We start from the raw sequence: 23,568 nt of genomic DNA on the forward strand, positions 1-23,568 counted from the left end.
CCGCGCGGCGGCCGCCAGGCTGTCCGCATGACGACACAGAAGATCGACATCGCCGGGAAGCTGGCCGGTTTCACCGAGCTGTGGGCGCCGCGCCGCATCGCCCGCGTCAACGACTACGAGGTCAAGGCCGCCAAGGTCCGGGGCGAGTTCGTGTGGCACACGCACGAGGACACCGACGAGCTCTTCCTCGTCGTCGCCGGCACCCTGACGATCCGCCTGCGGGACGGGGACGTGGTCCTGGGCCCCGGCGAGATGTACGTCGTCCCGCGCGGGACGGAACACTGCCCGGCGGCGGACGAGGAGGCCCACATCCTGCTGTTCGAACCGTCCGGCACCGTCAACACCGGCACCGCGGGCGGCGACCGCACCCGAGAACCGGTGGACGCCTGACCGGTACCGGTCGCGCCGGGCCCGCGGACGTGCCGGCCGCTCACCCGGACCCGGACCGCGGGACACCGCCGCGCCCGCACGGCCGGGCACGGCCACCGCCCCAGCAGGACGCGCCGGCCGACCGCATCCCCCGGGGCCGGCCGGGACCCGCACCGCAGGTCGGAGGAACGCCCGGCCGGGCCCGGCGGTCGCAGCGGCTACTACGCCTGGGGGTTGCGGGCGTCGTAGCGGGCGAAGCCGCGCCAGCGCAGGGCGAGCAGGCCCACCACCAGGACGCAGGCGAGCCCGCCGCCCGTGACGGCGACGGCCGGGGAGGTCAGGTCGGCGGCGGTTCCGGCGAGGAAGTCCCCGAGCCGGGGCCCGCCCGCGACGACGACGATGAAGACGCCCTGGAGGCGTCCGCGCATGTCGTCGGGGGTGGCGGCCTGGAGCATGGTGGTGCGGAACACCATCGAGGTGGTGTCCGCGGCTCCGGCGAGGGCCAGGAAGAACATGCCGAGCCAGAGGTTGCGCGTGAGCCCGAAGACGGCGATGGCCAGGCCCCAGGCGGCGACAGCAAGCAGGATCGCCAGCCCGTGCCGCTGGACGCGCCCCTGCCAGCCGGAGAACAACCCGCCGAGCAGCGCCCCCGCCGCCGTGGCCGCCACCAGCAGGCCGACCGTGCCGGCGCCCCCGCCGAACCACAGCCCGGCGACGGCCGGGAACAGCGCCCGCGGGTGCGCCAGCACCATGGCGGCCATGTCGGAGAAGAAGGTCATGCGGATGTTGGGCCGGGTGCCGAGGAACCGCAGCCCGTCGACGACCGAGGCCCTCCCCCGCGCCCCCTCGGCCCGGTCGGGCTTCATGGACGGCAGCCGCCACATCGCGTAGAGCGCGGCGGTGAACGTCACGGCGTCGACCAGGTAGGCCGCCTGGTATCCGCCGAGGCTGACGATCAGTCCGCCCAGCGCGGGGCCGACCATCGTCCCGAAGGTCATCGTCACGGAGTTCAGGGCGTTGGCGGCGGGCAGTTGCTCGGCCGGCAGCAGCCTGGGGATCATCGCGGACCGGGCCGGCCCGGTGAGGGCCCCGCACACCGCCTGGAGCGCGACGACGGCGTACAGGAACCAGACGCGGTGGAAGCCGAGGAGCGCGGCCGCGGCGAGCGCGATCGACAGCCCGGCGGCGCCGAGGGAGCTGTAGAGGCCGAGCTTGCGCCGGTCCACGGTGTCGGCGATGGCCCCGCCGTAGAGGCCGAAGGCGATCAGGGGGACGAGGGAGAAGAGCCCGACGAGGCCGACCGAGAAGCTGGAGCCGGTGATGTCGTACACCTGGAGCGAGATGGCGAGGGCGGTCATCGACTGGCCGACCCAGGAGACGGTCCCGCCGATCCACAGCCGCTGGTAGTCCAGGGACGTGCGCAGCGGTGTGAGGTCGGCGAATATCCGCCGGGGGCGGGTTGGCGAAGTCGTACGAGTCACATCGGATGATAAGCATCGGTCCGTCGGCGCCCCCAGGACGCCGCCCGGCTTCTTCACACACCGGCAACAGTCGCCCCATCCTGCTCCGCGCTCCCGGAGCAGGCGCCTTATTGCCGCTAACTCGCCACTATCACCGGACATTTGACTGAATCGACGTGCGCTTCCCACCTCTCGTTCAGCTCATGATGAAAAGACTTGTATGTCCAGGGAGGCGTAGTGATCGAACCTGGCAACAGCACCACGAGCACCAGCACGACGCAGAACACGGTGCGCCCCACCGTGCCCCTCACCATCGGCGTCGAGGAGGAGTTCCTGCTCGTCGACGCCCGCACTCTGCGGGTGGTCCCCGCCGCCCCGCTGGTCCTCGCGACGGCCGGCGGGCTGCCGGGCGAGATGCACCCCGAGGGCACCCGCTACCAGGTGGAGATATCCACCCCGATCGCCGCCTCGGCGGCCTCGCTGCGCGCCGAGCTCGCCGAGCTGCGGCGCACCCTCGGTCGGGCGGCCCGCGCCCACGGCTGCCGACTGCTGGCCGCGCCCTCGCCGGTCGTCGCGGTGGAGGGGCCGCTGCACCTGACGGATGACGAGCCGCGCCAGCGCGAGCAGCACCGCCGCTTCGGGGCGCTCACCGACACCCTGGTCAGCTGCGGCCGCCACATCCACGTCGGCACGCTCGACGTGGACACGGCGGTGGCGGTGTCCAACCGGATCAGACCATGGCTGCCCACGCTGATCGCGCTGGCCGCCAACTCGCCGTTCTGGGGCGGCCGTGACACCGGTCACTGCAGCTGGCGGGCGATGGCCTGGTCCGGCTGGCCCTCGGCGGGCCCGCCTCCGCACTTCACGTCCACGGCCCATTTCCGGCGCTCCGTGCAGACCCTGCTCGGCTCCGGGGCGGCCCTGGACACCAAGATGGTCTACTGGGACCTCCGGCCGTCCGGGCACTGGCCGACGCTGGAGTTGCGTGCGCCGGACATGTCCCCGGACGTCGACTCGGCCGTCCTCCAGGCCGAGCTGGCCCGCGCGCTGGTGGCCACGGCGCTGCGCGAGATCGACGAGCGGCGCCCGGAGCCGGCCTTACGGGACGACGTACTGCGCCTCGCGCGCTGGAGGGCGGCCCACGACGGCCTGGAGGGCTTCGGCCTCGACCCCTACACGGGCACCGAACTCCCGGCGGCGGACCTCGCGGAAGCCCTGCTGGACCTGGTCGCCCCGGAACTGGCCGCAGCCGGCGACCTGGACCACGCGGCCAAGACCCTCGCCCGCCTCCTGCGCGACGGCTCGGGCGCCCACCGCCAGCGCGCGGCCTACGCCCGCCGCCAGGACCTGACGGACGTACTGCGCCACCTCGTGGACGAAACGGAGGACTTCTAGCGGCGTCCAGCGGCCCGGCGCCCCCGGCGCGCCGAAACCGGATCCGCCCCGCACGCGGATCCGGACCGCTCCATGGCGTAACGGCGGAGGGGCCGGAACTCCGGCAGCGGCGGATCTCCTCACGGTGGCCACCGACGTGCCGCCGCTGCTCGCCAACACCTTCTCGGCCGCCGGCCACGCCCCCGACCGCGCGGGGGCGGCTGGGACGTCGCCTCGTCCATGGCCGAGCGGACCCGACGCCCACCGGGCGGGACCCCATCCCGCGCGGGCCCCGGCCGGGTCCCCGCCGCCCCGCCCGGCCGGGCCTGAGGCCGCGCGCCCGCCCCGGAAACGCCGAAGCCGCAGGTGCAATCGTTTCTGCACCTGCGGCTTGCGGTGGGGCGGGTGGGACTCGAACCCACGGCCGACGGATTATGAGTCCGCTGCTCTAACCGGCTGAGCTACCGCCCCTTCTCGGCGTGGCGCGTACATCTGTGCGCGCCGTCTGCCGCAGCATAGCCGCTCATACGATCTCCTGCTTCGGATGCCTCGCATGATCGGCTTCGCCTGTTCAGAGAGACCGCGCCGAGGGCTGCCCGGTTCCCGAGGAGGCCGACAAAGAAAGAAGAGGGCCCCGTAGGACCCTCTCCTCTTCCGTGCTCCCCCGGCTGGACTCGAACCAGCAACCCTCCGGTTAACAGCCGAATGCTCTGCCAATTGAGCTACAGGGGACTGCGCTCCCCCGACTGGACTCGAACCAGTAACCTGCCGGTTAACAGCCGGCTGCTCTGCCAATTGAGCTACAGGGGATTGCTGCGGTGCATCGAACAGCCCACCTCCGGCCTTGCCGGGGGGCGAGCGCCCGTTGCGAGACATAGATTAGCGCAAGCAGGGGGGTGCTCCGCCAATCGGTATCGACAGCGGGCCGGGCACCACACGACGAAGGGTGACAGGCATGCGGTACAAGGTCACGTTCGTGGTCGGACTGGCCCTCGGGTACGTGCTCGGAACGCGGGCCGGGCGCGAGCGCTACGAACAGCTGAAGAAATCCGCCCGCCAGATCGCGCAGAACCCGGCGGTGCGCAACGCCGCCGAGACCGCGGGCCACACCGGGCGCGAGTACGCCGGGAAGGCCTTCGCCGCGGTGAGCGAGAAGGTCGGCGACGCCGTGCCCGACTCGCTCGCGGAACGGGTGCGGGGACTGCGCGGCCGTACCGGGGGCCAGGCCGGCGACGACGAGTGGGGCACCAGCAACACCTGACGCGCACCGGCCGTACCCGGAGCCCCTGGGACCCGTGTGGTTTCAGGGGCTCCGGACGGTCATTACCGGCCCCGCGTGCGGCAGAATTCTCCGCATGGGGATAGTCGCCGGGCTGGACAGCTCTTCCGCCTTCACACGCATCGTCGTCTGTGACGCCGAGACCGGCGCCGTGCTGCGCCAGGGGTACGCGCCCCATCCGCAGCCCGTGGGCGAACCCGACGGCGCCAACCCCCACGAGACCGATCCGCAGGCCTGGCTGCTGTCCCTCGGCGAGGCCGCCGGCGGCGGGATCCTGGAGGGGGTCCAGGCCATCGGCGTCTCCGCGCAGCAGCACGGCCTGCTGCCGTTGGACCCGCAGGGCGCGCTGGTGCGCCCGGCGCTCGTCGGCAACGACAAGCGCGGCCAGGTCGCGGCCGCCGACCTCACGGAGGCCCTGGGCGGGCGGCAGGCCTGGGCCGAGGCGGTGGGCTCGGTCCCGCACTCCGCGCAGCCCGTGGCGAAGCTGGCCTGGCTGGCCCGCACCGAGCCCGAGGCGGCCCGGCGGGTGGCCGTGCTGATGTCCCCGCACGACTGGCTGGTCTGGCAGCTGCTGGGCCGCCCGGCCCGCCGCACCACCGACCGCGGCGGCGCCTCCGGAACCGGCTACTGGTCGGCGGCCTCCGGAGCCTGGCGGCCCGACCTGGTCGAGCTGGCGCTCGGGCACCGGGCGCTGCTGCCTGAGGTACTCGGCCCGGCCGACGCGGCCGGGACCACGCCCGAGGGGCTGCTGATCTCGGCCGGTACGGGCGAGACGATGGCCGCGGCCCTGGGCCTGGGGCTGGGCCCCGGCGACGCGGTGGTGTCGCTGGGCGCCTCCGGTTCGGTGATGGCGGTGCACCACGAGGCGCTGTCGGAGCCGGGCGGGCTGATCACCTCCCTGGCCGACGCCACCGGCATGCACCTGCCGGTGGTGAACACCTCGAACGCCGTACGGGCCCTGCGCGGCACCGCCGAGCTGCTCGGCACCGATCTGGAGGGGCTGTCCGAGCTGGCGCTGAAGTCGACGCCGGGCGCGCACGGCCTGGTACTCCTGCCGTACCTGGAGGGTGAGCGGACGCCGAACCTGCCGCACTCCGCCGGCACCCTCACGGGGCTGCGCCGGGACTCGATGAAGCCGGAGCACCTGGCCCGGGCGGCGTTCGAGGGCATGCTGTGCGGCCTGGTGGACGCCCTGGACGTGCTGCGCTCGCGCGGGGTCGAGATCCGCCGGGTGTTCCTGCTGGGCGCGGCCGCGGAGCTGCCCGCCGTGCAGGCCGCGGCGCCCGGGCTGTTCGGGACGCAGATCGTCGTGCCGGCGCCGGCGGACTACGCGGCGCTGGGCGCGGCCCGCCAGGCGGCCTGGGCCCTCGGTGCGGCGCAGGGCACGCTGGCCCCGCACACCCCGCCGGTCTGGCCGGCCCCCGCGGCGCTGGTCTTCGAGCCGGGCGAGGACTTCCCGGCGTGGCAGGGCGTGCGCCAGCAGTACATCGCGACGCGGGAGCAGATCCACCCTGGGGCGTTCTGAGCAGGCGGCGGGGGTCGTAGGACCCCCGCGGCCGGGGCTGGTCCTTTTGACCGGCCTTTGCGAAATCCGGTGGGGATCCGTGGGCCGATTGGCCGAAGATGGGTCGAACCCCCTCGATTGCCGACCGGAGCCTGCGCGTGCTCATACGACTTCTGCGGACCCACCTGGGTCCGTACCGGAAACCCGTCGCGGCGCTGGTCCTGCTGCAACTGCTGCAGACGAGCGCCAGCCTCTACCTGCCCACCCTCAACGCCGACATCATCGACAACGGTGTCGTCAACGGCGACACCGGATACATCCTGCGCTTCGGCGCGCTGATGCTCGGCGTCTCACTCATCCAGCTCATCTGCAACGTCGGGGCCGTCTACTACGGTGCCCGCACGGCCGCGGCCGTGGGTCGCGACGTCCGCGCCGCCGTCTTCGACCGGGTCCAGAGCTTCTCCGCGCGGGAGCTCGGCCAGTTCGGCGCCCCGTCCCTGATCACCCGTACGACGAACGACGTCCAGCAGGTCCAGATGCTGGTGCTGATGACCTTCACCCTGATGGTGTCGGCGCCGATCATGTGCGTCGGCGGCATCGCCATGGCGCTCTCGCTGGACGTGCAGCTGTCGGGCGTCCTGCTGGCCGTGGTCCCCGTCCTCGGGATCTCGGTCGGCGCCGTCGTCTTCAGGACGCGGCCGCTGTTCCGCCAGATGCAGGAGCGCCTGGACACCGTGAACCGGGTGCTGCGCGAGCAGATCACCGGCAACCGCGTGATCCGCGCCTTCGTCCGCGATGACTACGAGAAGGACCGCTTCCGCGAGGCCAACGCGGACCTCACCGGCGTCTCGCTGGCCGCGGGCAAGCTGCTGGCCCTCATGTTCCCGACCGTGATCGTCGTCGTGAACATCTCCAGCGTCGCCGTCATCTGGTTCGGCGCGATGCGGGTCGACAGCGGCGGCATGGAGATCGGCCAGCTGACGGCGTTCCTGGCCTACCTCATGCAGATCGTCATGTCCGTGATGATGGCCACCTTCATGTTCATGATGGTGCCGCGCGCCGAGGTCTGCGCCGAACGCATCCAGGAGGTGCTGGACACCGAGTCCAGCGTGGTCCCGCCCGCCGACCCGGTGCGCGAACTCGCCCGCAGCGGACTCCTGGAGCTGCGCGGCGCCGACTTCCGCTACCCGGGCGCCGAGGCCCCGGTCCTGCGCGGCGTGGACCTGGTGGCCCGCCCCGGCGAGACCACGGCGGTGATCGGCTCCACCGGAAGCGGCAAGTCCACGCTGCTCGGCCTGGTCCCCCGGCTGTTCGACGCGACCGGCGGCGAGGTGCTCGTGGACGGCGAGGACGTACGCCGGCTCGACCCCGAACTGCTGGCGAAGACGGTCGGCATGGTCCCGCAGAAGCCCTACCTGTTCTCCGGCACCATCGCCTCGAACCTGCGCTACGGGCGCCCGGACGCCAGCGACGAAGAGCTGTGGCAGGCCCTGGAGGTGGCCCAGGCCAAGGAGTTCGTCTCGGCGCTGGAGGGCGGCCTTCAGGCGCCCGTCACGCAGGGCGGCACGAACGTCTCCGGCGGCCAGCGCCAGCGCCTGGCCATCGCCCGCACGCTCGTGCAGCGCCCGGAGATCTACCTCTTCGACGACTCCTTCTCGGCCCTGGACTACGCGACGGACGCGGCGCTGCGCGCGGCGCTCGCCCGCGAGACCGAGGACGCGACCGTGGTCATCGTCGCCCAGCGGGTCGCGACCATCCGCGACGCCGACCGGATCATCGTCCTGGACGAGGGGCAGGTCGTGGGTGAGGGCCGCCACCACGAGCTGATGGCCGGCAACGAGACCTACCGGGAGATCGTGCTCTCCCAGCTGACGGAGGCGGAGGCCGCATGAGCGGGCCCGGAGGACGGATGATGATGGGGCCGGCCCAGCGGTCCCTGGACTTCAAGGGATCGGGCAGGCGGCTGCTGGCCCAGATCGCGCAGGACCGGGCCAAGCTGTGGGGCATGGTCCTGGCCGTCGTCGGCAGCGTCGCCTGCGCGGTCGTCGGACCGAAGATCCTCGGCGAGGCGACCGACCTGGTCTTCGCGGGGATCGTCGGCCGGGAGATGCCGGCCGGTGTGACCAAGCAGCAGGCGCTGGACGGGATGCGCGCCCGCGGCGAGGACGGCATGGCGGACATGCTGTCCGGCACCGACTTCACCCCGGGCCGGGGCATCGACTTCGGCGCGGTCGGGGCCGTGGCGATCTGGGCGCTGGTGGTCTTCACCCTGGCGGGCCTGCTGATGCTGGTCGCGACCCGGCTGTCGAACCACGTCATGAACGGCACCCTCTACCGGATGCGCGAGGAGCTCCAGGCGAAGCTGTCGCGGCTGCCGCTGGCGTACTTCGACCAGCAGAAGCGCGGCGAGGTGCTGAGCCGGGCCACCAACGACATCGACAACATCGGCCAGACGCTCCAGCAGACGATGGGTCAGCTGCTGAATTCGCTGCTGACCATCGTCGGCGTGCTCGCGATGATGTTCTGGATCTCGCCGCTGCTGGCGCTGGTCGCGGTGGGGACCGTACCGGTCTCCGTCTACGTCGCCGCGAAGATCGGCAAGAAGTCGCAGCCGCAGTTCGTGGAGCAGTGGAAGACGACCGGAGCGCTCAACGCCCACATCGAGGAGATGTACTCGGGGCACAACCTGGTCAAGGTCTTCGGCCGGCAGAAGGAGTCCGCGGCGCTCTTCGCCGAGCAGAACGAGGCGCTGTACCGGGCCTCGTTCAAGGCGCAGCTGGTCAGCGGCATCATGCAGCCGGTGATGTTCTTCATCTCGAACATCAACTACGTGCTGATCGCGGTGGTGGGCGGGCTGCGCGTCGCGTCCGGCACCCTGTCGATCGGTGACGTGCAGGCCTTCATCCAGTACTCGCGGCAGTTCTCGATGCCGCTGACGCAGGTCGCGTCGATGGCCAACCTCGTGCAGTCCGGTGTCGCCTCGGCGGAGCGGGTCTACGAGCTGCTGGACGCCCCGGAGCAGGAGCGTGACGCCGACGTGCCGGAGCGCCCGCAGGAGCTGCGCGGCCAGGTCACCTTCGACAAGGTGGCCTTCCGCTACGAGCCGGACCGGCCGCTGATCGAGAACCTCTCGCTCTCGGTCGACCCGGGCCACACGGTCGCGATCGTCGGCCCGACGGGCGCCGGCAAGACGACCCTGGTGAACCTGCTGATGCGGTTCTACGAGGTGACGGGCGGGGAGATCGCCCTGGACGGGGTGGACATCGCCAAGATGACCCGCGAGGAGCTGCGCGGCGGCATCGGCATGGTGCTCCAGGACACCTGGCTGTTCGGCGGGACCATCGCGGAGAACATCGCCTACGGCGCTTCGCGCCCCGTCACGCGGGCCGAGATCGAGGAGGCGGCGCGGGCCGCGCACGCGGACCGGTTCATCCGGACGCTGCCGGACGGCTACGACACCGTGCTGGACGACGAGGGATCGGGCGTCAGCGCGGGCGAGAAGCAGCTGATCACCATCGCCCGGGCGTTCCTGTCGGATCCGGTGATCCTGGTCCTCGACGAGGCGACGAGCTCGGTGGACACCCGTACCGAGGTGCTGATCCAGAAGGCGATGGCGCGGCTCGCGCACGGCCGTACGTCCTTCGTGATCGCGCACCGGCTCTCCACGATCCGCGACGCCGACCTGATCCTGGTGATGGAGAGCGGCTCGATCGTGGAGCAGGGCACGCACGAGGAGCTGCTGGCGTCGGGCGGCGCCTACGCCCGCCTGTACGCGGCGCAGTTCGCCCAGGCGGTCGCGGAGGTCGACTGAGGCGCGGTGCGAGCGGGCGGGGGCGTCCTTCGGGGCGCCCCTTCCCGTTCCGGCCGGGTTCCCGCTTCAGTCGAGGTAGCCGCGCAGCTGGTCGGCGAAGGCGTGGTCGCGCAGCTTGTTGAGGGTCTTGGACTCGATCTGGCGGATCCGCTCGCGCGTCACGCCGAAGATCCGGCCGATCTCCTCCAGGGTGCGCGGCCGTCCGTCGGCGAGCCCGTACCGCAACTGCACGACCTTGCGCTCGCGTTCGCCGAGGGTCGACAGGACCGCTTCGAGGTGCTCGCGCAGCAGGAAGAAGGCGGCTGATTCCACGGGGGAGGCGGCGTCGCCGTCCTCGATGAGGTCGCCGAGCGCGACGTCGTCCTCCTCGCCGACGGGGGCGTGCAGGGAGACCGGCTCCTGGGCGAGGCGCAGCACTTCCAGGACCCGCTCGGGGGTGAGCTCCAGGTGGACGGCGACCTCTTCGGCGGTGGGCTCGTAGCCGCGTTCCTGGAGCATGCGGCGCTGGACGCGGACGACGCGGTTGATGAGCTCGACGACGTGGACGGGCACCCGGATGGTCCGGGCCTGGTCGGCGAGGGCCCGGGACATCGCCTGCCGGATCCACCAGGTGGCGTAGGTGGAGAACTTGTACCCGCGGGCGTAGTCGAACTTCTCGACGGCCCGGATCAGCCCGAGGTTCCCCTCCTGGACCAGGTCGAGCATGGTGAGCCCGCGGCCGACGTACCGCTTCGCGACGGAGACGACCAGCCGCAGATTCGACTCGATGAGGCGGCGTTTGGCCATGCGTCCCATGACGACGAGCCGGTCGAGGTCGACGGCGAGCTGGGAGTCGAGGTCGGGGGTGGTGCCGAGCTTCTCCTCGGCGAACAGGCCGGCTTCGACGCGCCGCGCCAGGTCCACCTCCTCGGCGGCGGTGAGCAGCGGGATCCTGCCTATCTCGCGCAGGTACTGCCGGAACAGGTCGGCGGAGGGCCCCGCTCCGGCGCCGCTCCCGTCGCTGTCCCGGCTGCGCTGCACAGGCACCGGCTCGATCAGCTCCAGTACCTCGGGCTCTTCGTCCACGGCTTTGGCCTCCGAGGACTCGCTCGCGTTCACGGTCAGGGTCCGGGTCTGCACGGGGGCGACCTCCAGGGCTCCGAGGACGGGGGCACCGCATTCAGTGTGGGGTAAGACACATCGCTGCCACGAGGGGCGTGCGAGCACTTTCTGAGTCCGGCGCGTGACCGATGGTTACCCCCGGCCGGGAACCCCGATGCGGATCGGACGCATGTCCGAGCCGGTCGGCTGCCGGACTGCTGCGCATACGGCTGATGTCCTGTCAAAAACAGCCACCTCAGAGTGAATCGGGGTGTGCGAGGGTGGGGACATGACGTTCGATTTCGAAGCGGAATGGACACGGGCGAAGGGGGACGCCGCCCTGCGTCTGGCCTCCGCCGGGCCGTCGCCGTCACCGACTCCCTCAGCCAGCCCCTCCGCGACCCCGGCTCCTGCCGCGGGGGACCCCGACCTCGCCCTCGTCCACGGCCCCGTGCGCTCCAAGGCGTCCGGGATCCGTACGGCGAACGCCGAGGCCCGGGGCAAGGCCACGCTCGACGACGCCGAAGCGGTGGGCCGCAGCCACGCCGGGTGGGCGGCCGGGACGGCCAGCAACGACTGCGTGGCCGCCTGGCAGCGCCGGCTCCGGGAGCTCGCCGACCTGGTCGACGACGCGGCCGATGCCCTGACCGCGGGCACGAACGCCGTCAATGCCGAGGACCAGGCGATAGCCGACCGGCTGCGCGCGGCCGGCGGCGTGCTGGAGGACGCCTGATGGTGTCCGTATCCGAGCTGAAGCAGGCCGATCCGCAGAAGTGGCGCAGCGCAGCCGACGACGCGGTGGCCGTGGCGAAGCAGTGCGACGGCCTCGCCTCGTACGCGCGCCAGGACGTCGCCCGGACGGTCGACCGGTGCTGGGTCGGCGAGGCCGGACGCGCCGCCACGGAACGGTTCGTGAAGCACGCCGACGACTACGAGACGTCCGCGTTGGCCCTGCGGGCGATGGCCAAGGTCTACGACGACCTGGCCGAGGCGATCACGGGGGCACAGCGGGACCTGAACAGCGCCCTGGACTACGCCCGCGCCCGTGAGCTGAAGGTCGACGACAGCGGCCGGGTCCAGCTGTCGAAGCCCGTCATGGTGCCGCAGGGCAGTACCGAGCACCTCGAACCGGTCAACCACGCGCAGGGCGTCATCACCGAAGCCCTGCGCAAGGCCGGCCAGGCCGACGTGGACACGGCGCGCGCCCTGCGCACGATCGAGGGGCTGACCGCCGTCTCCGACCCGAAGCTGGCCAAGGAGGCCCTGACGCCCGGGTCCCCGCTGGCGGTCGCCCTGGCCCTGGCGGGCGGTACGGACGGACTGCACCCGATCAACGTCTCTCCGGCCCAGTTCGCCGCGGTGAACCGGGCCGCGGCCGAGACCGGCATCAGCCGCAAGCTGCTCCTGGCGATCCTGTGGCAGGAACAGCAGTGGTACCAGAACTTCAGCCCCGGCCTGACCGGTCCGCTGGCCCAGGCGGGACGGATCTTCAACTGGACGCTGCAGCAGACCCTCAAGCCGGACAAGTCCCTCGGCATCACGCACATGAAGCCGGACACCGCGCGCGCTGTGATGGGGGACAACCGGAGGGCGTTCACGCTCCCGGACGGCACCTTCCTCGGGGACCTCGACGACGCCCAGCTGACCAAGTACATCGAGGAGAACCCTGACGAGAACATCCGCATGAGCGCCTACCATCTGCAACGCATGCAGGAAGAGCCCTACGGGGCGAGGACCGACAAGCAGCTCTTCACCCTGTATGCGGCGGACACCCCCGAGGTGCGGGAGCTGAACGAGCAGTACGGCGACGAGTCGGGCAACCGGGCCTTCGACATCAAGACCCGGGGCGAGAACTGGGACAGGCTGGAGCCGCACCTGGACGACGCCATGGCCTGGCACGCGCTCACCGAGGAGCAGCGGGCCACCGCCGTACGGCAGCTGGAGTCGCAGACCCCGGCCGGACACCACGTCTCCGTCGACCCGATCTACCATGAGGGCGGCGGGCCGCACACCGGAACGGGCACCGGCCCCGCCGAACCCGGCACCCCTTCCCCCAGTCCGGGCCCGGCGCCCACACCGCCGAGGAGCAACTGACCCATGCGCACACCGAAGTGCGTCCCCCTGCTGCTGGGGATGCTGCTGACCCTGAGCGCGTGCGGTCTCGTCGACCGGGACCGAGGACGCCCTCCGCTGACGCCGATGCCGAGCAACGTGCCGACCGGCCCCGAGTACGCCTCGGTCGACGACGTGGTCACCGCCCTGGGGAAGGGCGGCTTCGACTGCAAGGTGACCCTGCGGAACGAGAACAAGTTCGGCTCGGACGCCGTCTGCGAGGTGCAGCACCGCGGGACCACGGTCTACAACCATGTCTCCGTGCTGAGCACGGCCCGTTACAGCAGGGACGAGATCGGCGACAGCATCGAGGCGGGGCGCCGGGCGTACGGGCACACCATCGTCGCCGCCGGCAACTGGTTCATCTGGGTCCGGCCCGGGGTCTACGCCTACGACATGGCCGCGGCACTGCCCGGCAGCGTGGTCCTGGAACCGCTCCCGGCGAAGTAGGCGGGCGGTCCCGGGGGCTGCTCCGCGGCGCCCCCGGGCCCGTCCCGCCGGTCAGACCGGACCCTGGGCCGGTTCGACGCGGACCGCGCAGACCTTGAACTCCGGCATGCGGGAGGTGGGGTCGAGGGCAGGGTTGGTCAGGGTGTTGGCGCGGCCCTCGCCCGGCCAGTGGAAGGGCATGAAGACCGTGTCCGCGCGGATGGCGTCCGTGATGCGGGCCGGGGCCACGGCGCGGCCGCGGCGGGAGGTGACGACCAGGGGGCTGCCGTCGACCGCGCCGAGACGGGCGGCGAGGCGGGGGTGGAGTTCCACGAACGGGCCGGGGGCGGCCTCGTTGAGCTCGTCCACCCGGCGGGTCTGGGCGCCGGACTGGTACTGGGCGACCACACGGCCGGTGGTGAGCAGGAGCGGGTAGTCCGCGTCGGGGACCTCGGCGGCGTCGCGGTGGGCGACGGGGACGAAGCGGGCCCGGCCGTCGTCGGTGGCGAAGCGGTCCAGGAAGAGGCGTTCGGTGCCCGTGGAGCCCTCGGGGCAGGGCCAGAAGACGCCCTGTTCGGCCTCGATGCGGTCGTAGGTGATGCCCGAGTAGTCCGCCGGGCCGCCGGCGGAGGCGCGGCGCAGTTCGTCGAAGACCTCCTCGGGGGCGGTGGGGAAGCCCTTCTCGACGCCGAGGCGGGCGGCGAGCCCGTGCAGGACGTCCAGGTCGCTGCGGACGCCCGGGGGCGGGGTCAGGGCGCGGCGCCGCAGCAGGACACGGCCCTCCAGGTTGGTGGTGGTGCCGGTCTCCTCCGCCCACTGGGTGACGGGAAGGACGACGTCGGCGAGGGCGGCCGTCTCGGAGAGCACGACGTCGGCGACGGCGAGGAAGTCCAGTGAGCGGATGCGGTCCTCGATGTGGGCGGCGCGGGGGGCCGAGACGACCGGGTTGGAACCCATCAGGAGGAGGGACTTCACGTCGCCGCCGAGAGCGTCGAGGAGTTCGTAGGCGCTGCGGCCGGGTCCGGGGAGGCTGTCGGGGTCGACGCCCCAGACCCCGGCGACGTGGGCCCGCGCGGCCGGGTCGGTGAGCTTGCGGTAGCCGGGAAGCTGGTCGGCCTTCTGGCCGTGCTCGCGGCCGCCCTGGCCGTTGCCCTGGCCGGTGAGGCAGCCGTAGCCGGAGAGGGGGCGGCCGGCCCGGCCGGTGGCCAGGCACAGGTTGATCCAGGCGCCGACGGTGTCGGTGCCCTTGGACTGCTGCTCCGGGCCGCGGGCGGTCAGCACCATCGCGGATTCCGGGGCGCAGAAGAGGCCGACCGCCGCGCGCAGGGCGGGGACGGGGACGCCGGTGATGCGTTCCACCAGCTCGGGCCAGTGGGCCATGGCGGCGGCCCGCGCCTCTTCCCAACCGGTGGTGCGGGCGGCGATGAACTCCTCGTCGGTGCGGCCGTCGGCGACCACGAGGTGCAGGAGGCCGAGGGCGAGGGCGAGGTCGGTGCCGGGGCGCGGCGCCAGGTGCAGGTCGGCCTGTTCGGCGGTGCGCGTGCGGCGCGGGTCGATGACGATGAGGGTGCCGCCGTTGGCCTTGAGCTCGGTGAGGAAGCGCAGGGCGGGCGGCATGGTCTCGGCCAGGTTCGAGCCGACGAGGATCACGCAGCCGGTGCGGGGGATGTCCTCCAGGGGGAAGGGCAGGCCCCGGTCGAGCCCGAAGGCCTTCTGGTGCGCGGCGGCGGCCGAGGACATGCAGAAGCGTCCGTTGTAGTCGATCTGCGAGGTGCGCAGGGCGACGCGGGCGAACTTGCCGAGCGCGTACGCCTTCTCGTTGGTGAGCCCGCCGCCGCCGAAGACGCCGACGGCGTCCGGTCCGTGCGCGCGGGACGTGCGGGCGAGGCCCGCGGCGACGGTGTCGAGGGCCTCCTCCCAGGTGGCGGGTTCGAGCCGCCCTGCGTGGGTGCGGACGAGCGGCTCGGTCAGGCGCACCCGGGAGGAGAGCACGGCGGGAGCGGTGCGGCCCTTGCCGCACAGCGCGCCCCGGTTGACCGGGAAGTCGGCGCGCTCCTCCACCGCCACGCCTGCGCCGCCGGGCCCGGGGCGCAGGTTCATCCCGCACTGCAGCGCGCAGTAGGGGCAGTGCGTGGCGGTGGCGGCGGTTGCTCCCGGGGTGTGCATGCGGTCCAGGGTGCGTCGGCGGTGTTACACGGGCCGCCACCTCCGGTTACACCTCCCGTACGGGTACCTCAGCACCGCCCGGCCCCACCGGTGAGGCGGCGGCCGTCCCGCGCCGCATCGGGGGCCGGTCGATGATCTCGACGTACACGATCCGGCGGCCGACGACGTCGAGGTTCAGGAGGCCGCACTCGGGGAGGAGGCACACCATGCGGTGTCCGGGCCCGTAGGGCCGGTCCGGCGGGTGGTCGTGGGTACGCAGGCTCTGGCAGAAGTCGTCGCCGCAGCCGCACTCGGCCACCAGCCGGAGGTCGTGTGCGCAGAGGGCGAGATCGCGTTCGCCCTCCTCCTCCAGCAACTGCACGAGCTCGGCCGCCAGGTCGGGGAAGACGTCGCGGACGAGGGGTGCGTCCTGGGTCACGGCACGCACCGTAGCCCGGCGGCCCCGGCGGGGCACACCGGTTTACCCCCACGCCGTGCCGCATGGCGGGCCGGGGGGCGGGGCGGGCCGGGGCGGGCCGGGGGCCTGTACGGGCGGTGGGCGGCGTCAGCGGCCCGTCAGGTGTTTCACCGTCAGGCCCGCGGTCCAGCCGCCGTCCACGGCGAGCTCGGCGCCCGTCATGTAGGCGGCCGCGTCGGAGAGCAGGAACGCGACCGCGGCGGCCACCTCCTCCGGGACGCCGACGCGGCCCATCGGGGCGCCCGGGTAGTTGCCCTCGCCCGGCTGGATGCCGACCGGGGCGGTCATGGGGGTCAGCGTCATGCCGGGGTGCACGGAGTTGACGCGGATCCCGGCCTCGGCGAGCTCCACCGCGCCGATCTTCGACAGGCCGCGCACGCCCCACTTGGAGGCGCCGTAGCCGGCCGTCAGGGCGAGCCCGGTCAGGCCGGCGGCGGAGGAGATGTTGACGACGGACCCGCCGCCGTTCGCGCGGAGCAGCGGGATCGCCGTCTTGATCCCGATGAACACGCCGACCAGGTTGACCTCCACGACGCGGCGGAAGCTCTCGACGCTCTCGTGCTCCAGCAACCGGCCGGAGGCTATGCCCGCGTTGTTCACGAGGCCGTCGATCCGGCCGAACTCTGCGACCGCGTACTCCAGCGCGGCCGCCCAGTCGTCCTCGCTCGTCACGTCATGCCTGATGAAGCGCGCCGCGCCGCCCAGCCTCGCGGCGGTCTCGGCGCCCTCGGCCGACAGCACGTCGGTGATCAGCACCCGGCCGCCGCCGTCCACGACGGCCTGCGCCGCCGCGGCGCCCAGACCGCGGGCCGCGCCGGTGATGACGACGGCCTTGCCGCTCAGATCCACTACAGCCACGGTTCCCCACCCCTGACACCCGCACCGACCACCAACCGACCGAACCGGCATATGCCTGATCGGCATATGTGGCGGTGCGTCAGTCTGCCAGAGCGGCCAGGGCCCGCGTCACCCCTTCCTCCTTCGGGCCCAGGAACCGCGGGGAGGGCTTGAAGGCCGCGTCCAGTGCCGCCTTGCCCGAGGCGAAGAACTCGCGCGTCTGGCCGTAGTACCAGGTGGCGTCGTGCACGTCGGCCACCCCGACCCCGTACGAATCCAGGCCCGCCGCCTGGCACAGGGCGACGGCCCTGCGTATGTGGAAGCCCTGGGTGACCAGCACGGCCCGCTCGACCCCGAAGATCTCCTTGGCCCGCACGCAGGAGTCCCAGGTGTCGAAGCCGGCGTAGTCGCTGACGATCTGCGTGTCCGGAACCCCGTGCTCGGTCAGATACCTGCGCATGGCGTCCGGCTCGTCGTACTCCTTGCGGCTGTTGTCCCCGGTGACCAGCACCACTCTGACCTTGCCCGTGCGGTACAGCTCGGCGGCCGCGTCGAGCCGGTCGGCGAGATAGGGGGTGGGCCTGCCCCGCCACAGCCCGGCCCCGAACACCACCGCCACGTCGGCGGCGGGTGCGTCGGCCGTCGTCCGCAGCCGGTCGGCGGCCGACGCGTGCGTCCACGCCGACGGCAGCAGCGCCAGCACGCAGGCCGCCATGACGGTCTGCACCGCCAGCCGTCTGACCCGGACCCCCCGCAGCCGCCCCGGCCACCCCGGCCGCCGCTCCGCCACGGCGCGCACCAGGGCGCCCGCCCTCGCCCGCACCGGCCTCGCCACCGCCCTCGCCCAGCCCCTGAACTCCATGACCGCCCCTCCCGCACCGCCCGCGCACACCGTTCGCACACGCCGTTCGCACACATTGACGATCACGGCCGGTCCCGGAGTTCCCCCGCCGTCCCCTTTCACCCGTACGAACGACCGAGTGAGCACCTGGCAAACACCCGTCACCCCGGCGCAACGCACCGGCAATCTGCAGCCCGCAGGATCGGTTCATGACGGAGCCGGTGCACCCTTCCGACAGCCTCTCCCTCCCCTCCATGCCCTCCCTCCCGTTCGGCAGCGCGGCCGAGCTGCTGACCCGGATCACCGCCCAGCTCGGCACGCAGCTCAGCGGACTGCGACCGCCCCGCACCCGCACCCTCGGAGACCTCCCATGCAGCAGCCCGCCCTCGTCGCCGTGGCCCACGGCAGCCGCGACCCCCGCGCCCTGCACACCGCCCTCGCCCTCCTGGAGCGGGTCCGCGAGCTCCGCCCGCGGCTCGACGTCCGGCTCGGCCACATCGAACTGAACGAGCCGCTGCTCGACGACACCCTGCGCGGCACGTCCGCAGCGGCCGTGCTCGTGCCGCTGCTGCTCGGCCGCGGATACCACGTCAAGCGCGACCTCCCCGCGGCCGCCGCCCGGGCCGCCCACCTGCACACCCGCGTCGCCGCCCCGCTGGGCCCGCACCCGCTGCTCGTCGAGGCCCTGTACGAACGGCTCGTGGAGGCCGGATGGACCCCCGGCACCGCCGTGGTGCTCGCCGCCGCCGGTTCCCGCGACCCCGACTCGGCGGCCGACACCCGCCGCACCGCCGCGCTGCTCGCCGGCCGGCTCGGCGGTGTCCCGGTCGTGCCCGGCTATGCCTCGGCGGCCGCGCCCAGTGTCCCCGACGCCGTCCGCGCCCTGGCCGCCCGCGGCCACCACCGGGCGGCCGTGGCCTCGTACTTCGCCGCTCCCGGCCGCTTCGCCACCCAGACCGCCGCGGCCTCGCCCGGCCCCGCGGCCGCCCCCCTGGGCGACCACCCGGCCCTGGCCCGTCTGCTGCTGCGCCGCTACGACGAGGCCCTGGCCCGCCCCGCCGCGCTCCCCCGGCCGGAACTCGTCTCCGCCTGATCCCGGTTTGTCAGTCGTTGCGGTTACCGTCTTGTCATGGAAGGCACCGCGCACGCCCCCGCAGACGACCTCTACTCGCCCTACGGCCCGGCCGACACCGAGCGCTGGGCCGCCGAGCCCGACAAGCGCCCCGGCCGCACCGCCTTCCAGCGCGACCGCGCCCGCGTGCTGCACTCCGCCGCGCTGCGCCGCCTCGCCGGCAAGACCCAGGTGGTCACGCCCGGCACCCGCTCCTACGACTGGGACGCCAGCCCCCGCACCCGCCTCACGCACTCCCTGGAGTGCGCCCAGGTCGGACGGGAGCTCGGCGCCGCGCTCGGCTGCGATCCCGACCTCGTCGAAGCCGCCTGCCTCTCGCACGACATGGGCCACCCGCCCTTCGGCCACAACGGCGAGGAGGCGCTCAACGAGTTCGCCAAGGACTGCGGCGGCTTCGAGGGCAACGCCCAGTCGCTGCGCCTGCTGACCCGGCTGGAGCCCAAGCGGTTCGTGCCCGACCCGGCGGGCGGGGAGCCGGTCAGCGTCGGCCTCAACCTCACCCGGGCCTGCCTGGACGCCGCCACCAAGTACCCATGGGCCCGCGGCGGCCACCCGACCGACCCCGACTCGGTCAAGTTCGGGGCGTACGAGGACGACCTCCCGGTCTTCGAGTGGCTGCGCCTCGGCGCGCCCGCCGACCGCAAGTGCTTCGAGGCCCAGGTCATGGACTGGGCGGACGACGTCGCCTACTCCGTCCACGACTTCGAGGACGGCCTGCACGCCGGGCACCTCGACCCCAACCTGCTCTTCGCCGAGCCGGAGCGGGCCGCGATCTGGCAGGTCGCCATCGGCCGGTACGTCCCCGCCGGCACCTCCCCCGACGAGCTGCGGGCCGCCCTCGACCGGCTGATGGAGCAGGAGTGGTGGCCCCACGGGTACGACGGTTCCGCCGTCGCCCAGGCCCGCCTGAAGGACGCCACCAGCCAGCTCATCGGCCGCTTCTGCCTGGCCGCCGAAGGGGCCACCCGGGAGGCGTACGGCTCGGGCCGCCTCACCCGCTACGGCGCCGAACTGGTGGTCCCCCGCGAGGCGCGCAACGAATGCGCGGTCCTCAAGGCGGTCGCCGACCTGTACGTGATGCAGCGCGACGAGCAGGAGCGCATCCGCGCCGACCAGCGCATCGTCCTGGCCGAACTGGCCGAGGCGCTGAGCGCCCGCGCCCCCGAGGGTCTGGACCCCCAGTTCCGGGCGCTCTTCGACGCCGCCGCGGACGACACGGCCAGGAAGAGGGCCGTCGTCGACCAGATCGCGTGTCTCACCGACGCTTCAGCGCGTTCCCTGCACGCACGGCTCACCCGGCGCACCCGACGCGCCGAAGGGTGAGCTGATCGAGCCACTCCCCCTTCACGCGGCAGGCTCAGTGCGGGACGCTCGCATGTGGTCGCATGTGGCGTAGAGGTTATGAGGAGGCATCAGGTGGTCGACGCACACCGGACATTCGTCATCGTCGGCGCGGGGCTCGCCGGGGCGAAGGCGGCCGAAGCGCTGAGGTCGGAGGGGTTCACGGGGCGGGTGATCCTGATCGGCGACGAGCGTGACCATCCGTACGAGCGCCCCCCGCTGTCCAAGGGCTACCTCACGGGCAAGGAGGAGCGCGAGAGCGTCTTCGTCCACGAGCCGTCCTGGTACGCGGCCTCCGACATCGAGCTGCACCTCGGCCAGCCGGCCGTCCACCTCGACCGGGAGGCCAAGAGGGTGGTCCTCGGGGACGGCACGGTCGTCCACTACGACAAGCTGCTGCTCGCCACCGGCGCCGAGCCGCGCCGCCTGGACGTCCCCGGCACCGGGCTGGCAGGCGTGCACCACCTGCGCCGCCTCGCGCACGCCGAGCGGCTGCGGCACGTCCTGGCGGGCCTCGGCCGGGACAACGGCCACCTGCTCATCGCGGGCGCCGGGTGGATCGGCCTGGAGGTCGCCGCCGCCGCCCGCGGCTACGGCGCCGAGGTGACCGTCGTCGAACCGGAGGCCACCGCGCTGCACGCCGTGCTCGGCCCCGAGATCGGCCGGCTCTTCGGCGACCTGCACGCCGACCACGGGGTGCGCTTCCACTTCGGCGCCCGGCTGACCGAGATCGTCGGCCAGGACGGCATGGTGCTGGCCGCCCGTACCGACGACGGGGAGGAGCACCCCGCGCACGCGGTGCTCGCCGCGATCGGGGCCGCGCCGCGGACGGCTCTCGCCGAGACCTCCGGGCTAGCCCTGGTCGACCGGGAGCACGGCGGCGGCATCGCCGTGGACGCCTCCCTGTGCACCTCCGACCCGGACATCTACGCGGTCGGCGACGTGGCGGCCGCCCACCACCCGGTGCTCGGCACGCGGCTGCGGGTCGAGCACTGGGCCAACGCGCTGAACGGCGGCCCGGCCGCCGCCCGGGCGATGCTGGGGCACGAGGTCGCCTACGACCGGGTGCCGTACTTCTTCTCGGACCAGTACGACGTGGGCCTGGAGTACTCGGGATACGCCCCGCCCGGCGGCTACGACCAGGTGCTGATCCGCGGCGACGTCGGCAAGCGGGAGTTCATCGCCTTCTGGCTCTCCGAGGGCCGTGTCCTCGCCGGAATGAACGTGAACGTGTGGGACGTCACCGAGCACATCCAGGCCCTGATCAGGTCAAAGGCACCCGTGGACCGCGAGGCCCTCTCGGACCCGTCGGTTCCGCTTGCTTCGCTGACGGCTGCCGAGGGGGCCTGACGGGTTTGTCCGCGCCCGGCCGTAGACTTCACGGGTGGCAGGACGGATCAATGACGACGACGTGAAGGCGGTACGGGACGCGGTCCCGATCGACGCCGTGGTCTCCGACTACCTCCAGCTGCGCAACGCGGGCGGAGGCAATCTCAAGGGCCTGTGCCCCTTCCACGACGAGAAGTCCCCTTCCTTCCAGGTCAGCCCCAGCAAGGGCCTCTACCACTGCTTCGGCTGCCAGGCGGGCGGGGACACCCTCGACTTCGTCATGAAGATCGACCACCTCTCCTTCTCCGAGGCGGTCGAGCGCCTGGCCGGCCTGGCCGGGATCACCCTGCGCTACGAGGAGGGCGGCTACACCGCCGGCACCAGCGGCCGCGGCGAGCGCATCCGGCTGGTCGAGGCGCACCGGGAGGCCGCCCGGTTCTACGTCGACCAGCTGGACGGACCCGAGGCCGAGATCGGCCGCAAGTTCCTGGCGGAGCGCGGCTTCGACCAGGCCGCGGCCGCCCACTTCGGCGTCGGCTACAGCCCGGCCGGCTGGGACCACCTGACCCGCTTCCTGCGCGGCAAGGGCTTCACCGACAAGGAGCTGATCACCTCCGGGCTCGCCCAGGACAGCCGCAGCGGCAAGCCGATCGACCGCTTCCGCGGCCGGCTGATGTGGCCCATCCGCGACACCAGCGGCGAGGTGGTCGGCTTCGGCGCACGCAAGCTGCGCGACGACGACAACGGGCCGAAGTACCTGAACACCCCCGAGACGGCGATCTACCGGAAGTCCCAGGTCCTGTACGGCATCGACCTGGCCAAGAAGGAGATCGCCAAGACCTCCCGGGCCGTGGTTGTCGAGGGCTACACGGACGTGATGGCCTGCCACCTGGCCGGGGTCACCACCGCCATCGCGACCTGCGGCACCGCATTCGGCGGGGACCACATCAAGATCCTCCGGCGCCTGCTGATGGACAACGCCACCGCGGAGGTCATCTTCACCTTCGACGGCGACGCGGCCGGGCAGAAGGCGGCCCTGCGGGCCTTCGAGGACGACCAGAAGTTCGCGGCCGAAACCTCGATCACCATCGCCCCCGACGGGATGGACCCCTGCGACCTGCGCCTCGCCCAGGGCGACGCGGCCGTCGCCGACCTGGTGGAGGCCCGCACCCCGCTGTTCGAGTTCGCGCTGCGCCACATCGTCTCCCGGCACAACCTGGAGAACCCGGCGGGACGGGCGGCCGCGCTGGCCGAGGCCGCTCCGGTCGTGGCGAGCATCAAGGACCTCTCGATCCAGCACGAGTCGGCGGTCCAGCTGGCGGGCATGCTGGGCATCCTCGACGAACAGTTCGTCGTCAAGCGGGTGGCGCAGCTCGCACGATGGGCGCGCGAGCGCGGCAACCAGCCCCCGCAGCAGGGCCGGGGCCGCGCCCAGCAGCCGGCCCCCGAGCCGACGCCCCCGCCGGCCGGAGGCGGCGGCCCGGCCCTCAACCTGCGCAGCCCCGCCCACCGCACCGAGCGCGAGCTGCTCAAGCTGGCGCTCCAGCGCCCCGCCCTGGTCTCCCCCGCGTTCGACGCGTACGGGATCGACGAGTTCACCGCCCCGCCCTACGCCGCGGTCCGCCAGGCCATCCAGGACGCGGGCGGCACCTCGCAGGCCGACGACGGCTACCTGGCCCGCGTGCGCGACGCCGCCCCGAACGACACCGTCCGCGCGATGGTCACGGAGCTGGCGGTGGAGGCCATCCACGCCAAGACGGTCGACGAGGTCTACGCCGGGGTGCAGCTCGTACAGGTCCGCCTGCGTGCCGTCGACCGCCGGGTCCTGGAGATCCAGGGCGCCATGACCCGCCTGAGTCCGCAGGCCCCGCCGGAGCAGCACGCCGCCGTCCAGGAGGAGCTGTGGGTGCTCCAGCAGTACGGCCAGCGCCTGCGCAACCGCGGCGCCGAAGGGCTCTAAGGGCTGTCCCGTAATCCCCGGTGGATCGGCGCACGGCGTCAGGTGCGGTGCATCGCAAGGCGGAGGGGCGTCCTCATACTGGGCGTA

Annotated in this window: 18 protein-coding genes, 3 tRNA genes and 1 pseudogene; 13 read left to right on the forward strand and 9 right to left on the reverse strand. The window is 72.9% G+C overall.

Annotation, left to right across the window (positions count from 1 at the left end; translation table 11 throughout):
• Positions 1-27: 27 nt before the first annotated feature.
• Positions 28-390, forward strand: coding sequence for a cupin domain-containing protein (locus tag AVW11_RS07780; protein WP_076043592.1), 363 nt, complete (start codon positions 28-30; stop codon positions 388-390).
• Between the two features lie 200 nt (positions 391-590).
• Here AVW11_RS07780 and AVW11_RS07785 read toward each other — a convergent pair whose 3' ends face one another.
• On the reverse strand, positions 591-1,850 hold the full coding sequence (locus AVW11_RS07785) for an MFS transporter (protein ID WP_240528144.1): 1,260 nt from the start codon (positions 1,848-1,850) through the stop codon (positions 591-593).
• Between the two features lie 216 nt (positions 1,851-2,066).
• On the opposite strand from AVW11_RS07785, the gene AVW11_RS07790 reads away from it, so the two are divergent.
• Positions 2,067-3,224 carry a carboxylate-amine ligase gene (locus AVW11_RS07790; RefSeq protein WP_158076120.1) on the forward strand — a complete coding sequence of 386 codons (1,158 nt, stop codon included), beginning with the start codon at positions 2,067-2,069 and terminating at the stop codon, positions 3,222-3,224.
• Positions 3,225-3,600: 376 nt separating this feature from the next.
• On the opposite strand, the gene AVW11_RS07795 is transcribed toward AVW11_RS07790, so the two are convergent.
• From AVW11_RS07795 to AVW11_RS07805, 3 genes are all read right to left on the reverse strand, one after another.
• A tRNA-Ile gene (locus AVW11_RS07795) sits at positions 3,601-3,674 on the reverse strand.
• Between the two features lie 188 nt (positions 3,675-3,862).
• Positions 3,863-3,935 (reverse strand) — tRNA-Asn (locus AVW11_RS07800).
• 5 nt (positions 3,936-3,940) lie between these two features.
• Positions 3,941-4,013 (reverse strand) — tRNA-Asn (locus AVW11_RS07805).
• Positions 4,014-4,158: 145 nt separating this feature from the next.
• On the opposite strand from AVW11_RS07805, the gene AVW11_RS07810 reads away from it, so the two are divergent.
• From AVW11_RS07810 to AVW11_RS07825, 4 genes are all read left to right on the forward strand, one after another.
• Positions 4,159-4,464, forward strand: coding sequence for a hypothetical protein (locus AVW11_RS07810; protein ID WP_030841096.1), 306 nt, complete (start codon positions 4,159-4,161; stop codon positions 4,462-4,464).
• A gap of 94 nt (positions 4,465-4,558) precedes the next feature.
• Positions 4,559-6,007 (forward strand): FGGY family carbohydrate kinase, encoded by a 1,449-nt coding sequence (locus tag AVW11_RS07815; RefSeq protein WP_060178091.1) that lies wholly within the window; start codon positions 4,559-4,561, stop codon positions 6,005-6,007.
• Between the two features lie 137 nt (positions 6,008-6,144).
• On the forward strand, positions 6,145-7,878 hold the full coding sequence (locus tag AVW11_RS07820) for an ABC transporter ATP-binding protein (protein WP_060178090.1): 1,734 nt from the start codon (positions 6,145-6,147) through the stop codon (positions 7,876-7,878).
• Positions 7,875-9,797, forward strand: coding sequence for an ABC transporter ATP-binding protein (locus tag AVW11_RS07825; RefSeq protein WP_076043593.1), 1,923 nt, complete (start codon positions 7,875-7,877; stop codon positions 9,795-9,797). Before AVW11_RS07820 ends, AVW11_RS07825 begins: the two co-directional genes overlap by 4 nt.
• 66 nt (positions 9,798-9,863) lie before the next feature.
• Here the strand turns inward: AVW11_RS07825 and AVW11_RS07830 are convergent, their stop codons facing one another.
• A complete protein-coding gene (locus AVW11_RS07830; protein WP_030841083.1) occupies positions 9,864-10,916 on the reverse strand; it encodes an RNA polymerase sigma factor in 1,053 nt (350 codons plus the stop codon).
• A 250-nt stretch (positions 10,917-11,166) separates the two neighbouring features.
• On the opposite strand from AVW11_RS07830, the gene AVW11_RS07835 reads away from it, so the two are divergent.
• Genes AVW11_RS07835 through AVW11_RS07845 form a run of 3 tightly spaced genes read left to right on the forward strand, consistent with a single transcriptional unit; the run spans position 11,167 to position 13,439 of the window.
• On the forward strand, positions 11,167-11,610 hold the full coding sequence (locus AVW11_RS07835; protein WP_076043594.1) for a hypothetical protein: 444 nt from the start codon (positions 11,167-11,169) through the stop codon (positions 11,608-11,610).
• Positions 11,610-12,971: a hypothetical protein gene (locus tag AVW11_RS07840; protein WP_076043595.1), complete on the forward strand. Its 1,362-nt coding sequence runs from the start codon at positions 11,610-11,612 to the stop codon at positions 12,969-12,971. The genes AVW11_RS07835 and AVW11_RS07840 overlap by 1 nt, the downstream gene beginning before the upstream one ends.
• A 3-nt stretch (positions 12,972-12,974) precedes the next feature.
• Positions 12,975-13,439, forward strand: coding sequence for a hypothetical protein (locus AVW11_RS07845; RefSeq protein WP_240528145.1), 465 nt, complete (start codon positions 12,975-12,977; stop codon positions 13,437-13,439).
• Between the two features lie 51 nt (positions 13,440-13,490).
• On the opposite strand, the gene AVW11_RS07850 is transcribed toward AVW11_RS07845, so the two are convergent.
• The 4 genes from AVW11_RS07850 to AVW11_RS07865 form a co-directional block, all read right to left on the reverse strand.
• A complete protein-coding gene (locus tag AVW11_RS07850; RefSeq protein ID WP_076043596.1) occupies positions 13,491-15,584 on the reverse strand; it encodes a molybdopterin oxidoreductase family protein in 2,094 nt (697 codons plus the stop codon).
• 46 nt (positions 15,585-15,630) lie between these two features.
• On the reverse strand, positions 15,631-16,002 hold the full coding sequence (locus AVW11_RS07855) for a hypothetical protein (protein ID WP_076043597.1): 372 nt from the start codon (positions 16,000-16,002) through the stop codon (positions 15,631-15,633).
• A gap of 126 nt (positions 16,003-16,128) precedes the next feature.
• Entirely contained in the window at positions 16,129-16,950 is an 822-nt protein-coding gene (locus AVW11_RS07860; RefSeq protein ID WP_076043598.1) for a glucose 1-dehydrogenase, read from the reverse strand.
• A 28-nt stretch (positions 16,951-16,978) separates the two neighbouring features.
• Complete coding sequence (locus tag AVW11_RS07865; RefSeq protein ID WP_079250551.1) at positions 16,979-17,740, reverse strand: SanA/YdcF family protein; 762 nt, start codon at positions 17,738-17,740, stop codon at positions 16,979-16,981.
• Positions 17,741-17,928: 188 nt separating this feature from the next.
• On the opposite strand from AVW11_RS07865, the pseudogene AVW11_RS07870 reads away from it, so the two are divergent.
• The 4 genes and pseudogenes from AVW11_RS07870 to dnaG all read left to right on the forward strand — a co-directional run bounded on the left by AVW11_RS07870 (position 17,929) and on the right by dnaG (position 23,481).
• Positions 17,929-18,812: pseudogene (locus tag AVW11_RS07870) on the forward strand (sirohydrochlorin chelatase).
• A 36-nt stretch (positions 18,813-18,848) separates the two neighbouring features.
• Positions 18,849-20,174 (forward strand): deoxyguanosinetriphosphate triphosphohydrolase, encoded by a 1,326-nt coding sequence (locus AVW11_RS07875; RefSeq protein ID WP_076043599.1) that lies wholly within the window; start codon positions 18,849-18,851, stop codon positions 20,172-20,174.
• Between the two features lie 93 nt (positions 20,175-20,267).
• Complete coding sequence (locus tag AVW11_RS07880) at positions 20,268-21,542, forward strand: NAD(P)/FAD-dependent oxidoreductase (RefSeq protein ID WP_030841039.1); 1,275 nt, start codon at positions 20,268-20,270, stop codon at positions 21,540-21,542.
• A 34-nt stretch (positions 21,543-21,576) separates the two neighbouring features.
• Positions 21,577-23,481: a DNA primase gene (dnaG, locus tag AVW11_RS07885; protein WP_076043600.1), complete on the forward strand. Its 1,905-nt coding sequence runs from the start codon at positions 21,577-21,579 to the stop codon at positions 23,479-23,481.
• Positions 23,482-23,568 lie beyond the last annotated feature (87 nt).

Origin of the sequence: Streptomyces amritsarensis (genome assembly GCF_001953875.1) — a bacterium.
Lineage (GTDB): Bacteria > Actinomycetota > Actinomycetes > Streptomycetales > Streptomycetaceae > Streptomyces > Streptomyces amritsarensis.